The 12,483-nt window shown below is 64.0% G+C and carries 15 protein-coding genes; 14 read left to right on the forward strand and 1 reads right to left on the reverse strand.

Features of this window, described 5'->3' with window-relative positions; genetic code table 11:
* Positions 1-7: 7 nt before the first annotated feature.
* From TP2_RS15205 to ureC, 4 genes are read left to right on the forward strand one after another with little or no spacing between them, the layout of a single operon-like run.
* On the forward strand, positions 8-310 hold the full coding sequence (locus TP2_RS15205) for an urease subunit gamma (RefSeq protein ID WP_038079277.1): 303 nt from the start codon (positions 8-10) through the stop codon (positions 308-310).
* A gap of 59 nt (positions 311-369) precedes the next feature.
* Positions 370-549, forward strand: a complete 180-nt coding sequence (locus TP2_RS15210) for a hypothetical protein (RefSeq protein WP_038079279.1) — start codon at positions 370-372, stop codon at positions 547-549.
* Between the two features lie 4 nt (positions 550-553).
* The gene (locus tag TP2_RS15215; protein ID WP_038079281.1) at positions 554-859 is read left to right on the forward strand and encodes an urease subunit beta; all 306 of its coding nucleotides are present in this window, start codon (positions 554-556) and stop codon (positions 857-859) included.
* Positions 859-2,565: an urease subunit alpha gene (gene ureC / locus TP2_RS15220; RefSeq protein WP_038079282.1), complete on the forward strand. Its 1,707-nt coding sequence runs from the start codon at positions 859-861 to the stop codon at positions 2,563-2,565. Before TP2_RS15215 ends, ureC begins: the two co-directional genes overlap by 1 nt.
* A 4-nt stretch (positions 2,566-2,569) precedes the next feature.
* Here the strand turns inward: ureC and TP2_RS15225 are convergent, their stop codons facing one another.
* On the reverse strand, positions 2,570-2,920 hold the full coding sequence (locus tag TP2_RS15225) for a hypothetical protein (protein WP_038079283.1): 351 nt from the start codon (positions 2,918-2,920) through the stop codon (positions 2,570-2,572).
* A 71-nt stretch (positions 2,921-2,991) separates the two neighbouring features.
* On the opposite strand from TP2_RS15225, the gene TP2_RS15230 reads away from it, so the two are divergent.
* From TP2_RS15230 to TP2_RS18110, 10 genes are all read left to right on the forward strand, one after another.
* Positions 2,992-3,528 (forward strand): urease accessory protein UreE, encoded by a 537-nt coding sequence (locus TP2_RS15230; protein ID WP_038079284.1) that lies wholly within the window; start codon positions 2,992-2,994, stop codon positions 3,526-3,528.
* Positions 3,521-4,159, forward strand: coding sequence for an urease accessory protein UreF (locus TP2_RS15235; RefSeq protein ID WP_038079500.1), 639 nt, complete (start codon positions 3,521-3,523; stop codon positions 4,157-4,159). Before TP2_RS15230 ends, TP2_RS15235 begins: the two co-directional genes overlap by 8 nt.
* 9 nt (positions 4,160-4,168) lie before the next feature.
* Entirely contained in the window at positions 4,169-4,795 is a 627-nt protein-coding gene (gene ureG, locus TP2_RS15240) for an urease accessory protein UreG (RefSeq protein ID WP_038079285.1), read from the forward strand.
* 267 nt (positions 4,796-5,062) lie between these two features.
* Complete coding sequence (gene urtA, locus TP2_RS15245) at positions 5,063-6,364, forward strand: urea ABC transporter substrate-binding protein (protein WP_038079286.1); 1,302 nt, start codon at positions 5,063-5,065, stop codon at positions 6,362-6,364.
* 58 nt (positions 6,365-6,422) lie between these two features.
* Positions 6,423-8,408, forward strand: a complete 1,986-nt coding sequence (gene urtB, locus TP2_RS15250; RefSeq protein WP_038079288.1) for an urea ABC transporter permease subunit UrtB — start codon at positions 6,423-6,425, stop codon at positions 8,406-8,408.
* Positions 8,409-8,499: 91 nt separating this feature from the next.
* The gene (gene urtC / locus TP2_RS15255) at positions 8,500-9,723 is read left to right on the forward strand and encodes an urea ABC transporter permease subunit UrtC (protein WP_038079289.1); all 1,224 of its coding nucleotides are present in this window, start codon (positions 8,500-8,502) and stop codon (positions 9,721-9,723) included.
* The gene (urtD, locus tag TP2_RS15260; protein WP_051692708.1) at positions 9,720-10,490 is read left to right on the forward strand and encodes an urea ABC transporter ATP-binding protein UrtD; all 771 of its coding nucleotides are present in this window, start codon (positions 9,720-9,722) and stop codon (positions 10,488-10,490) included. Before urtC ends, urtD begins: the two co-directional genes overlap by 4 nt.
* A 1-nt stretch (position 10,491) precedes the next feature.
* Complete coding sequence (urtE, locus tag TP2_RS15265; RefSeq protein WP_038079291.1) at positions 10,492-11,187, forward strand: urea ABC transporter ATP-binding subunit UrtE; 696 nt, start codon at positions 10,492-10,494, stop codon at positions 11,185-11,187.
* Between the two features lie 172 nt (positions 11,188-11,359).
* Positions 11,360-11,833 (forward strand): c-type cytochrome, encoded by a 474-nt coding sequence (locus TP2_RS15270; RefSeq protein WP_038079292.1) that lies wholly within the window; start codon positions 11,360-11,362, stop codon positions 11,831-11,833.
* Positions 11,834-11,933: 100 nt separating this feature from the next.
* Entirely contained in the window at positions 11,934-12,434 is a 501-nt protein-coding gene (locus TP2_RS18110) for a DUF6647 family protein (protein ID WP_051692711.1), read from the forward strand.
* The last annotated feature ends 49 nt before the right edge of the window (positions 12,435-12,483 follow it).

The raw sequence follows: 12,483 nt of genomic DNA on the forward strand, positions 1-12,483 counted from the left end.
GACAAAGATGAACCTGACACCGAGGGAAAAGGACAAGCTGTTGATCAGCCTCGCCGCGATGGTCGCGCGCAATCGGCTGGAACGCGGCGTGAAGCTCAACCATCCCGAAGCCATCGCCATCATCTCGGATTTCGTGGTCGAGGGCGCCCGCGAGGGGCGCTCAGTCGCCGATCTGATGGAGGCGGGCGCGGGGGTGATCACGGCCGAGCAATGCATGGAGGGCATTCCCGAGATGATCCATTCGATCCAGGTCGAAGCGACCTTCCCGGACGGGACCAAGCTCGTCACCGTCCATCACCCGATCCGCTGAGATAAGCGCAGCTTATACAAGCGCGCTGAAAATAAGTTTTGCTAATGAAAGGCAGTCCGATGAAGAAACTCGCAGCTCTCGCCCTTCTCGCGCCGACCGCGGCGCTCGCCCATCCCGGTCACAGCGCGGGCACGACCTGGTTTTTCCATGATGGTCCGCTGGTCGGGCTGCTGGCGCTGGCAGCCTTGGCCTATGTCGGCCCCGAACTGGCCCGCGCGCTGCGCCGCAACAAGGATTGAGCCGATGATCCCCGGGGAAATCCTGCCCGCCGCGGGCGATATCACGCTCAACGAGGGGTGCGAAGCGATCACCCTGATGGTCGCCAATACCGGTGATCGCCCGGTGCAGGTCGGCTCGCATTACCATTTCGCGGAGACCAACCCGGGGCTGGAATTCGACCGCGAGGCAGCACGCGGCTATCGGCTCGATATCGCGGCCGGGACGGCGGTACGGTTCGAGCCGGGGCAGTCGCGCGAAGTGCGGCTCGTGCCCTATCGCGGTTCGCGCGAAGTCTATGGATTCAATCAGAAAGTTATGGGGGCGCTCTGATGCCGGCCACGATCTCGCGCAGCACCTATGCCGATATGTTCGGCCCCACGACCGGCGACCGGGTGCGGCTCGCCGATACCGATCTGATCATCGAGGTCGAGAAGGATCTGACCACCTATGGTGAGGAGGTCAAGTTCGGCGGCGGCAAGGTGATCCGCGACGGGATGGGCCAGAGCCAGATCTCCCGCGCGGGCGGCGCGGTCGACACCGTGATCACCAACGCGCTGATCGTGGACCATACCGGCATCTACAAGGCCGACGTGGGCCTCAAGGGTGGGCAGATCGTCGCGATCGGCAAGGCGGGCAATCCCGACACCCAGCCGAATGTCGACATCATCATCGGGCCGGGCACCGAAGCCATTGCGGGCGAAGGGAAAATCCTGACCGCTGGCGGGTTCGACGCGCATATCCATTTCATCTGCCCGCAGCAGATCGAGGACGCGCTGGCGTCGGGGATCACGACGATGCTGGGCGGCGGCACGGGGCCAGCGCATGGCACGCTGGCCACGACCTGCACGCCGGGGCCGTGGCATATCGCGCGGATGTTGCAGAGTTTCGATGCACTGCCGGTGAACCTCGCGCTCTCGGGCAAGGGCAATGCCTCGAAGCCCGAGGCGCTGGTCGAGATGGTCGAGGGTGGCGCCTGCGCGCTGAAGCTGCACGAGGATTGGGGCACGACGCCGGGCGCGATCGATTGCTGCCTGAGCGTGGCCGATGACATGGACGTGCAGGTGATGATCCACACCGACACGCTCAATGAATCGGGCTTTGTCGAGAATACGCTGGCCGCGATCAAGGGCCGCACGATCCACGCCTTCCATACCGAGGGCGCGGGTGGCGGCCATGCGCCGGACATCCTGAAAGTGGTGAGCGCGCCGAACGTGATCCCGTCCTCGACGAACCCGACGCGGCCTTACACCGCGAATACCGTCGAAGAGCATCTCGATATGCTGATGGTGTGCCACCACCTCGACAACAAGGTGCCCGAGGATGTGGCCTTCGCCGAGAGTCGGATCCGGAAAGAGACGATTGCCGCCGAGGACATCCTGCATGACATGGGGGCGATGTCGATCATCTCCTCGGATAGTCAGGCGATGGGCCGTGTGGGCGAGGTGATCATCCGCTGCTGGCAGACTGCCGACAAGATGCGCAAGCAGCGCGGTCGGTTGCCGGAAGAGCAGGGCGACAACGACAATGTCCGCGTCAAACGCTTCATCGCGAAATACACGATCAACCCGGCGATCACGCATGGGATGAGCCAGCATATCGGCTCGATCGAGGTCGGCAAACGCGCCGATCTGGTGCTGTGGAGCCCGGCCTTCTTCGGGGCGAAGCCGGAAATGGTGCTGATCGGGGGCATGATCGTCTCGTCGCAAATGGGCGATCCGAACGGCTCGATCCCGGCGCAGCCTTTCTACACGCGCAACATGTTCGGCGCTCTGGGCGGCGCGAGTCATGCGTCGTCGGTGACTTTCATCAGCCAGGCGGCGCAGGCGAACGGGCTGGCGGCGAGCCTTGGTCTTCAGAAAACCACGCTCGCAGTCGAAGGCACGCGGGGCATCGGCAAGGCGCAGATGATCCACAACGCGGCGACGCCGAAGATCGACGTGCATCCCGAGACCTACGAAGTGCGCGCGGATGGCGAGTTGCTGACCTGCGAACCGGCGGAGGTTCTGCCGCTGGCGCAGCGCTACTTCCTGTTCTGAGGGCTTAATGCGTGGCGAGCATCGACATCTCCCGTTGCGGGGCCGCGCTGATCTGTTCGGCGGCGACGAGTGGCGGCAGGTGGTTCGTGGGGCGAGCATGCGGCGTTGTGCGCAGCAGCCGTGTCACCTTTTCGCGCTGGAAAGCCGGGTCGAGGCGGATATCCTCGGGCAGGAGGCGTGGTTCGAAGACCTGGCAGCTATGGGTCACGATCTCGACCTTCGTCCAGCGGCCGAGTCGCGGCATGTCAGGCTGCGTCAGGTAAGCCTCGCGCAGCTGCGCCTCGCGGCGCTTGAGCCGCGCGATCTCGGCGCGAATATGGGCCAGTTCATCGGCGGGGGAGCGGTGGTCTAACATGCGAAATCTCCTCTGGTCCGTGTCTGACGATGCGGCCGCAAGTTTGAGAAAACGTTAAAGGAAGCAAGACAATGAGCGATTATCCGAAAGCCGGGAGAGTGGTGCCGAAGGGCGCGTGGCAAGCGGCGGCGGATTTCGTGGCGCTTGATTACGAAGGACGGTTCCTGCGGCGCAAGCGGCTGGTGGCGGGCTCGGGTACGGGGTTTCTGGTCGATCTGCCTGAGGTGACGAATCTCGCAGGTGGCGAGGCCTTTGTGCTGGAGGATGGCCGTTTCATCGAGGTGCGCCCGGCGCTGGAGCCGGTACTGGTGGTGAAGGGCGATCTGCCCAAGCTCGCCTGGCATATCGGAAATCGGCACACGCCCTGCCAGATCGAGGCCGGGCGGCTGGTGATCCGGGCCGATCACGTGCTCGAAGGGATGCTCAAGGGGCTTGGCGCGGAGGTACGTCCCGGTGTCGAGACCTTCCAGCCCGAGGGTGGCGCCTACGGGATGGGCCGGACGATGGGACATGACCACGGCCATTCGCATCACCATGGCCATTCCCATTCGCACGATCATGATCATGACCACGGGCATGATCACCATCATCATCATGACCATGCCTGATCCGACTGCGCCTCTTTCGCTCATGCAATGGCTGTCCCCGGCGTTTCCGACCGGGGCCTTCGCCTATTCGCATGGGCTTGAGCAGGCGGTAGCGGTGGGCGAGGTGCGCGATGCGGAGAGCTTCGCGCAGTGGCTGGGCGACGTGCTTGAACACGGGGCGGGCTGGGGCGATGCGGTGCTGCTCGGGTGCGGGCTGCGCGGCGGCGATCTGGCGGAGCTCGACGCGTTGGGGCGCGCGATGGCCGGATCGGCCGAGCGGCTGCGCGAGACGGTGGAGCAGGGCACGGCCTTTACGCTGGCACAAGCGGGGCTGCGCGGTGAGAAACTGCCCGCGCGGATCTTGCCGGTCGCCGTAGCCGAGGCGGCGCGGGAGCTCGACATGCCAACCGAGCAGATAATAGCACTTTTCCAACATTCTTTCGCGTCCAACCTGGTCTCTGCGGCGGTCCGGCTTGTCCCTTTGGGACAAATCGCGGGGCAGAGGGTGTTGGCGGGATTGCATGACAAGATCGCTGAAATCTCGGCCCGCGCGGCAAGCGCGGAGCTGACAGACCTGTCGCTCAGCGCATTTCGCGCCGAGATCGGGGCGATGAAACACGAGACGCTCGATGTGCGTCTCTTCAAGACGTGAGGTGAGGATATGGGCAACGGACCTTTGCGCGTGGGGATCGGTGGGCCGGTGGGCGTGGGCAAGACCACACTGACCGAGCACTTGGCGCGGGCCCTGGCGCCGCGTCTGTCGATGGCGGTGGTGACGAATGACATCTACACCCGCGAGGATGCCGAGGCGCTGATGCGCGCGCAGGTGCTGCCGGGCGAGCGGATCCGGGGCGTGGAGACCGGGGGGTGTCCGCATACCGCGATCCGCGAGGATGCCTCGATCAACCTCGCGGCAATCGCCGATCTCACGGCGAAGATCCCCGATCTGGAGCTGGTGCTGATCGAGAGCGGCGGCGACAATCTCGCAGCGACCTTCTCGCCCGAACTGGCGGATTTGACGATCTATGTGATCGACACGGCCGCCGGGCAGGATATCCCGCGCAAGCGTGGGCCGGGGGTGACGAAGTCCGACCTGCTCGTGGTGAACAAGGTGGATCTTGCGCCCTATGTCGGGGTCGACCGGGAACTGCTGGAGGCGGATACCCGGCGCGCACGGGGTGAAAAGCCTTACGTGATGGCCAAGCTGCGCCAAGGCGAAGGGATCGATGAGATCGTCGCTTTCCTCGTGCGCGAGGGGGGGCTCGTTCTTCAGCCGATTCCCGCCTGAGCGAGGACGTTCGCCTAAATTTTACGCGAATGTGTCATTTTTTTGCACAAAACTCCGGCAAACCCGCCTTTCGAGGCGGGTTTTTGCTGCGCGGGTGCGGATTGTTTTGCCGCAACGCAGCGTCAGGGCTTGGATGTCGTGGGTGCCCGAAGCGGGCCCTGGGCCTTAATGGGGAATGGTCCCGGCTCATCCAAAAGTGGAGGTTCAGCCGCCAAGAGAGCCCGAAAAACGGGCCCGTGCGCAGGCTGACGGAACGAGGGAAATGAAATGATCACACGGCGTAAATTGATGATGTCCGCGGCGCTTGCCGGTGCCATGTCGATGAGCGGGGGCATTGCCTTCGCCGAAGAGGACAAGATCAAGGTCGGCGTCCTGCACTCGCTGTCGGGCACGATGGCGATCTCGGAAACCACGCTCAAGGACACCGTCCTGATGCTGGTCGAAGAGCAGAACAAGAAAGGCGGCATCAACGGCAAGATGCTCGAGGCGGTCGTGGTGGACCCGGCCTCCGACTGGCCGCTGTTTGCCGAAAAGGCGCGCGAGCTGATCACCGTGGACAAGGTCGACGTGATCTTCGGCTGCTGGACCTCGGTGTCGCGCAAATCGGTGCTGCCGGTTCTCGAAGAGCTCAACGGTCTGCTGTTCTACCCGGTGCAATATGAGGGCGAGGAAAGCTCGCGCAACGTGTTCTACACCGGCGCTGCCCCGAACCAGCAGGCGATCCCGGCGGTGGATTACTTCCTCGAAGAGCTCGGCGTCGAGAAATTCGCGCTGCTGGGCACCGACTACGTCTATCCGCGCACCACGAACAACATCCTCGACGCCTACCTGAAGTCGAAGGGCATCGCCGAGAGCGACATCTTCGTGAACTACACCCCGTTCGGTCAGTCGGACTGGTCGAAGATCGTCGCCGACGTGAAGGCGCTGGGTGCGGATGGCAAGAAGGTCGGCGTGATCTCGACGATCAATGGCGACGCGAATATCGGTTTCTACAAGGAACTCGCGGCTTCCGGCATCACCGCCGATGACATCCCCGTCGTGGCCTTCTCGGTCGGCGAAGAGGAACTGTCGGGCCTCGGCGAAGCGGATCTGAAGAACCTCGTCGGCCAGCTCGCCGCGTGGAACTATTTCGAGAGCGCCGACACGCCCGAGAACAAGGCGTTCATCGAGCAGTGGCACGCCTTCACCGGCGATGACAAGCGCGTGACCAACGACCCGATGGAAGCCACCTATATCGGCTTCAACATGTGGGTGCAGGCGGTGACGCAGGTCGGCTCGACCGATATCGACAAGGTCATCGATGCGATGCCGGGGCAGGAATTCCCGAACCTCACCGGCTCGACCGCGAAGATGCTGCCGAACCACCACCTGACCAAGCCCGTGCTGATCGGCGAGATCATGGAGAACGGCCAGTTCGACATCATCAGCCAGACCGACCCGGTGCCGGGCGATGCCTGGACCGATTTCCTCCCGGAATCGGCGGTGCTGAAATCGGATTGGCCAGGCCTCGATTGCGGCATGTACAACACCGAAACGAATACCTGCGTACAGAAGAAGTCGAATTACTGATCGACCTTCGGGCGGGAGGGCAGACGCTCTCCCGCCTTTTTCCATCCATGGGGGCAGGATGCGCAAGTTTCTGATCGCGCTGGGGATTTTGCTGGCCTTGGCCTTGCCGGGGCAAGCGCAAGAGACCGGTACCACCGCGCCGCAAAGCGAGACCGCACAGGCGGAACTGACAGGCCTCGCGGCGGTGCTCGCCGAATATTCCAAGGAAATCGCCAAGCCGTCGCGTCGCACGATCGGCCCGGTCATTGCGGCCATCGCCAGCTCGGGCGAAGGCGCGTCGCGGTTCCTGCAGGCCTATGCCGACAAGGGCGTGGGCCAGCGCGAGAGCGATGGTGCTTTCTTCATCATCCAGAAGAAGGGCAGCGACTATGAGCTGTCCGATCCGGTCACCGGCGCGCCCGCGGGCACGGCGCCGAAATCCGATATCAAAGAGATCAAACCCAATTCCGGTGTGCGCGCCGAGATCGGGGCGGCGCTTGTACGCTTCTTGCTGAGCGACCCGGACCCGAAGAAGCGCCGCGAGGCGCTCACCGCGATCGAGCGGGACGGCGAAGCGTCGCATCTGGACCCGCTGCGCGCCTCGATCCCTGACGAACCCGATCCCGCGATCAAGGCCGAGAAGGAGCGTCTGGAGCGACTGCTGACCATTCGTTTCGGCAAGGATGCGGCCGAACGCGTGGCCGCGATCGAGAGCTTCGGTTCCGATCTGGGGCTCGATTTCCGCGCCACGCTGAACCCGCTTGTCGCCACCACCCGCAAGGCCTTTGCCGGCGCGCCCGAGGGCAATGTCGCCAAGCCGCTGCGTCCGGGCAAGGATATCCCCAAGGATGAGGCCTACGCGATGCTGGTCGCGGCGAAGATGGCCCCGGAGCGGATCTCGGCGTCAGCGATGCAGCAGAGCCTCGCTGCGAATGTGGTCGATGGTACGGTGGGCGGGCTGCCGCTGGCCGAAATGTCCGACCCGGCCAAGCGCGAAGAGGCCTATGCGACGCTGGCTGCGGCCGGAACGGTGCCGCAGCGCCTGACCGATGCCGAGGCCGACACGCTCATCACCGATCACCAATATGCCGATCTCTATGCCGAGCCCGACCCGGCCGTGACGACGGCCGCCGAAGCCGCGCTGACCCGCGTCGGGCGCACCGTCGCGGCAATGCAGACGGTCGATCTCGGCCTCGATGCGCTCTCGCTCGCCTCGATCTATTTCCTCGCCGCCATCGGGCTCGCGATCACCTTCGGGGTGATGGGGGTCATCAACATGGCGCATGGAGAGTTCATCACGATGGGCGCCTATACCGGCTATGTCGTGCAGCTCTTCGTGCCCGACTATACGCTCTCGATCCTGATCGCCCTGCCGCTGGCGTTTGCGATCACCTTCGGCGCGGGCGTCGCGATGGAGCGGCTGGTGATCCGCTGGCTCTACAAGCGCCCGCTGGAGACCTTGCTCGCGACCTTCGGGATCTCGATCGCGCTGCAGCAACTGTTCAAGAACATCTTCGGCACGCAGGCGCGCCCGCTGACCTCGCCGCCCTGGCTCGACGGGGCCTGGACGCTCAACGACGTGGTTTCGATCAGCTATATCCGCATCGCGATCTTCGTCCTCGCGCTCGTTTTCCTCGCCCTCTACCTCTGGGTGATGCGCCGCACGCGCCTCGGCCTCGAGGTCCGCGCGGTGACGCAAAACCCCTCGATGGCGGCCTCGATGGGGATCAACCCGGACCGGATCAACATGCTCGCCTTTGGTTTTGGGTCGGGCATCGCAGGGATCGCGGGCGTGGCGATCGGGCTCTTCGCGAAAGTCACCTCCGAGATGGGGCAGGACTACATCGTCCAAAGCTTCATGACGGTCGTCGTGGGCGGCGTCGGCTCGATCTTCGGCACGCTCGCGGGCGCTGGCCTGATCGGCGTGCTGCAAAAGGGGATCGAATGGCTCAACCCGTCGAACACGCTGGCGGCCCAGACCTACATGATCCTCTTCATCATCATCTTCATCCAGTTCCGCCCACGCGGCATCATCGCGCTCAAGGGCCGGGCCGCGGGAGATTGAGCATGAAACAGACCGCTTCTCCTTCCAACTGCTTGAAATATCCCGGGGGGTCTGGGGGGCTGGCCCCCCAGCTTGGCCGCGAGGTGCAGATATGAAACCCGGTTTCCTCGCCAAGAACCCCTCCGTGATGTGGTTCCTGCTGATCCTCGCGATCTTCACCTTGGGCGTCACCTTCCTGTCTCACGCCTACGGGCCGGGGGTGATCTCGACCTCGATGGTCAAGACGCTAGGCAAGACGCTCTGCCTGTGCCTGATCGCCATCGCGATGGATCTGGTCTGGGGCTATACGGGCATCCTCTCTCTGGGCCATTTCGCCTTCTTCGGCCTGGGCGGCTACATGATCGGCATGTGGCTGATGTATGAGCGCACCCGCGATATCGTGCTCAGCTCGGCGGGCAGCTTCCCGATGACCCCGCAGGAGGTCAATGACGCCATCGGCACGCAGATTTTCGGTGTGGTGGGCGGATCTGAGCTGCCTGCGATCTGGACGTTTGCGGGCAACCTGCCGATGCAGCTGCTGTTCGTCGTTCTGGTGCCGGGGCTCTTGGCGCTGATCTTCGGCTGGCTCGCCTTCCGCTCTCGCGTGACGGGGGTTTACCTGTCGATCCTGACGCAGGCGATGACGCTGGCGCTGTCGCTTTACCTCTTCCAGAACGAGAGTGGGCTGCGTGGCAACAATGGCCTCTCGGGGCTGCAAAACATCCCCGGCGTTTCGGCGGGTCAGGACCAGCTCTCGGTCTGGTTCCTCTGGGCCTCGGCTGTTGCCCTCGGGCTCGGCTATATCGCGGCCGCCTTTATCGTCTCGGGCAAGTTCGGCTCGGTCATTCGCGGCATCCGCGATGACGAGGCGCGGGTGCGGTTCCTTGGCTATTCGGTCGAGGGCTACAAGCTTTTCGTCTTTACCCTGACGGCGGTGATCGCGGCCATCGCGGGCGCGCTCTATTACCCGCAGGCCGGGATCATCAACCCGGGTGAGATGGCGCCCATCGCCTCGATCTATCTCGCGGTCTGGGTCGCGATCGGCGGGCGTGGGCGGCTTTACGGCGCGGTCATGGGCGCGGCTTTCGTGTCGATCGTGTCGAGCTGGTTCACCGGGGGCCGCGTGCCCGATATCCCGCTCGGGTTCTACACGATCCAATGGGTCGACTGGTGGCAGGTGCTGCTGGGGCTGGCCTTCGTGCTGGTGACGCTGCTCGCGCCGAAAGGGCTTTCGGGGATCGTCGACCTGCTCGAGGGTATCCGAAGCCCTGACCGGCATGGCGACCCGCTCGGGCCCGATCAGGGCTCCCTCCAGCAGAAGGAGGCGCAGGAATGAGCGATCACGTCATTGGCGCTCAGCCGGGCAATGCGCAGCTCGAGGTTTCGGGGATCTCGGTCACCTTCGACGGATTTCGCGCGATCAATAACCTGAGCTTCGCGATCGGCCCGGCCGAGCTGCGCGCGGTGATCGGCCCGAACGGCGCGGGCAAGACGACCTTCATGGATATCGTCACCGGCAAGACCCGTCCCGACGAAGGCCGCGTGCTCTGGGGCGAGACGCACCAGAACCTGCTGAAGATGAACGAGGCGCAGATCGCGCGGGCGGGCATCGGGCGCAAGTTCCAGAAGCCCACCGTTTTCGAGGATCAATCCGTCACGGACAATCTGATGATGGCGCTCAAGGCCAATCGCAGCCCGTTCTCGGTTCTGGTGTGGAAAGCCGGGGCGAAGGACCGTGCGCGGGTCGAAGAGATCGCGGCGCAGGTGGGGCTTGCCGATCAGCTGCCGCGCAAGGCGGGCGAGCTGAGCCACGGGCAGAAGCAATGGCTGGAGATCGGGATGCTGCTCGCGCAGGAGCCGCGTCTTCTGCTGGTGGATGAGCCGGCAGCCGGCATGACGCTGGCCGAGCGCGAACAGACCACGGCCCTTCTGGTGGATCTGGCGAAGACCCGCGCGGTCGTGGTGGTCGAGCATGACATGGAATTCGTGCGCCGTCTGAACTGCAAGGTGACGGTGCTGCATGAGGGATCGGTTCTGGCCGAAGGCACGCTTGACCATGTGACGGCGGACCAGAGAGTGATCGAGGTGTATCTTGGGCGCTGAGATGTTGAAAGTTTCGGGGCTGACGCTGCATTACGGCGGCAGCCAGATCCTGCACGGGATCGACATGGAAGCCCGTGCCGGGGAAGTGACCTGTATCATGGGCACGAACGGGGTGGGCAAGACCTCACTTCTCAAGGCGATTTCGGGCACGCATCTGCGCTCCGGTGGCGAGGTCGTGCTCGATGGTGAAGCGATGGGCCGGGTGCCGCCGCAGGGCATGGCCAAGGCGGGGCTGGGATATGTGCCGCAGGGCCGGATGATCTTCCCGCTTCTCACGGTGCGCGAGAACATGGAGACGGCCTTCGCCTGCCTGCCGAAATCCGAGCATTTCATTCCCGATGAGATCTATGAGCTGTTCCCGATCCTCAAGGAATTCCTGCATCGTCGCGGCGGGGACCTTTCGGGCGGGCAGCAGCAGCAGCTCGCGATTGCGCGGGCGATGCTGATGAAGCCCAAGCTGCTGCTCCTCGATGAGCCGACCGAGGGCATCCAGCCCAATATCATCCAGCAGATCGGACGGGTGATCTCCTATCTGCGCGAGAAGGGGGATATGGCGATCGTGCTGGTCGAACAGTATTTCGATTTCGCCCATGACCTTGGTGATCGCTTCTACGTGCTCAAACGCGGCGAGGTTGCGATGGAAGGCACGAAAGAGACCCTCACCCGCGAGGCGCTGCGCGAGGTGGTAAGCGTCTGATCCGCGCAGGGCCGGGGACGCTCGGCGCGACCTGCTCATTTAGGTTGCTTGCCCGACTCGGCCGGTTGGCCGCAGACTTCCCCATGGTCCGGCCCCGTGTGGAGGAATGGCCGGACCGCAGGGAGGCGGTCCGCAGGACCGCACCCATCCATATGGGAAGGGGAGAAAACCCATGAGACATATCTTCGTGTTGGCCGCGCTTAGCGCGTTGGCCAGCCCTTCTGGCGTTTTCGCGCAGGAGGTGTCCGTCGCGCGTGGCGCCTTGGTCGCGGTCACCTCGGGCTGCCATGACTGCCACACCGCGGGCTATAATGAATCGGGCGGCAAGATCGACCCGGAGGCGGCGCTCAAGGGCGTACCGCTCGGCTGGCAGGGGCCGTGGGGGACGACCTACGCGGCCAATCTGCGCGACGAGGTCAAGGACATGGATGAGGATGGCTTCGTCAAATTCGCGAAGTCTTTCACCGCGAAGCCGCCGATGCCGTTCTACAATGTCCATGCGATGCCCGAGAGCGATCTGCGGTCGCTCTATCTCTACATCAAGTCGCTCGGTGCGCCGGGCGACCCGATGCCGGAGGCCTTGCCGCCCGGAGAGACACCAAAGACGCCTTACATCGTGATGGCGCCGCCGATCATGCCGCAATGAGGCCGGGGGGTGTGGGGAGAATTCCCCGCGCCCCGATGATCGCGATCAACCCTTCCGGGTGGTTTTCGTGCTAGCATGAAGGCTCGCGCGGGAGGATCGCATGCGAAACGCAATTGCAGCCCTGTTTCTTGCTTTGGCCAATCCGGTCGCGACTTGGGCCTGTCCGAACCCTCTGCCGATCACCGTGCCTGAAAGCGTGACCGCACCGCTTGTCGAGTGGATCGCAGAGCACAGTCCCTATCCGGCCGATCATGCCAATCCGCCGGCGATCTTCCTGTGCCGGACCGGCGAGGTGATCTCCTATGAGGGCGAGGAAATCATCGTCGATGCCGAGCTGCGCGCGGCTTATGATTTTCTTAATGATCGGATCTTTCTCGTCTCGCCCTGGTCGCATCAGGATCCACGCCATCTTTCCTCGCTGCTTCATGAGCTGGTGCATCGCGCGCAGTTCAACGCCCGCGACTGGCCCTGCGTGGGAGCGGCAGAGCCCGAAGCCTATCGTTTGCAGGAGAAATGGCTGGCCGAGCGGGGCGTCGACGCGCAGTTCGACTGGTTCGAGATCTATCTGAACTCGCGTTGTCCGATGGATGTGCATCCGTGACGAGGCGCTCAGAGATCACGTGGCGTCGCGGTGACAAGACGCTCAGGAC

This window comes from Thioclava pacifica DSM 10166 (genome assembly GCF_000714535.1).
Lineage (GTDB): Bacteria > Pseudomonadota > Alphaproteobacteria > Rhodobacterales > Rhodobacteraceae > Thioclava > Thioclava pacifica.

Excerpts from the sequence above, each read along its gene's own strand:
- ureC (WP_038079282.1), top strand. The coding sequence starts at position 859 with ATGCCGGCCACGATCTCGCGCAGCACCTATGCCGATATGTTCGGCCCC.
- urtB (WP_038079288.1), top strand. The coding sequence starts at position 6,423 with ATGCGCAAGTTTCTGATCGCGCTGGGGATTTTGCTGGCCTTGGCCTTG.
- urtA (WP_038079286.1), top strand. The coding sequence starts at position 5,063 with ATGATCACACGGCGTAAATTGATGATGTCCGCGGCGCTTGCCGGTGCC.
- TP2_RS15205 (WP_038079277.1), top strand. The coding sequence starts at position 8 with ATGAACCTGACACCGAGGGAAAAGGACAAGCTGTTGATCAGCCTCGCC.
- TP2_RS15235 (WP_038079500.1), top strand. The coding sequence starts at position 3,521 with ATGCCTGATCCGACTGCGCCTCTTTCGCTCATGCAATGGCTGTCCCCG.
- TP2_RS18110 (WP_051692711.1), top strand. The coding sequence starts at position 11,934 with ATGCGAAACGCAATTGCAGCCCTGTTTCTTGCTTTGGCCAATCCGGTC.
- TP2_RS15210 (WP_038079279.1), top strand. The coding sequence starts at position 370 with ATGAAGAAACTCGCAGCTCTCGCCCTTCTCGCGCCGACCGCGGCGCTC.
- ureG (WP_038079285.1), top strand. The coding sequence starts at position 4,169 with ATGGGCAACGGACCTTTGCGCGTGGGGATCGGTGGGCCGGTGGGCGTG.
- TP2_RS15215 (WP_038079281.1), top strand. The coding sequence starts at position 554 with ATGATCCCCGGGGAAATCCTGCCCGCCGCGGGCGATATCACGCTCAAC.
- urtE (WP_038079291.1), top strand. The coding sequence starts at position 10,492 with ATGTTGAAAGTTTCGGGGCTGACGCTGCATTACGGCGGCAGCCAGATC.
- TP2_RS15230 (WP_038079284.1), top strand. The coding sequence starts at position 2,992 with ATGAGCGATTATCCGAAAGCCGGGAGAGTGGTGCCGAAGGGCGCGTGG.
- TP2_RS15270 (WP_038079292.1), top strand. The coding sequence starts at position 11,360 with ATGAGACATATCTTCGTGTTGGCCGCGCTTAGCGCGTTGGCCAGCCCT.
- urtC (WP_038079289.1), top strand. The coding sequence starts at position 8,500 with ATGAAACCCGGTTTCCTCGCCAAGAACCCCTCCGTGATGTGGTTCCTG.
- TP2_RS15225 (WP_038079283.1), bottom strand. The coding sequence starts at position 2,920 with ATGTTAGACCACCGCTCCCCCGCCGATGAACTGGCCCATATTCGCGCC.
- urtD (WP_051692708.1), top strand. The coding sequence starts at position 9,720 with ATGAGCGATCACGTCATTGGCGCTCAGCCGGGCAATGCGCAGCTCGAG.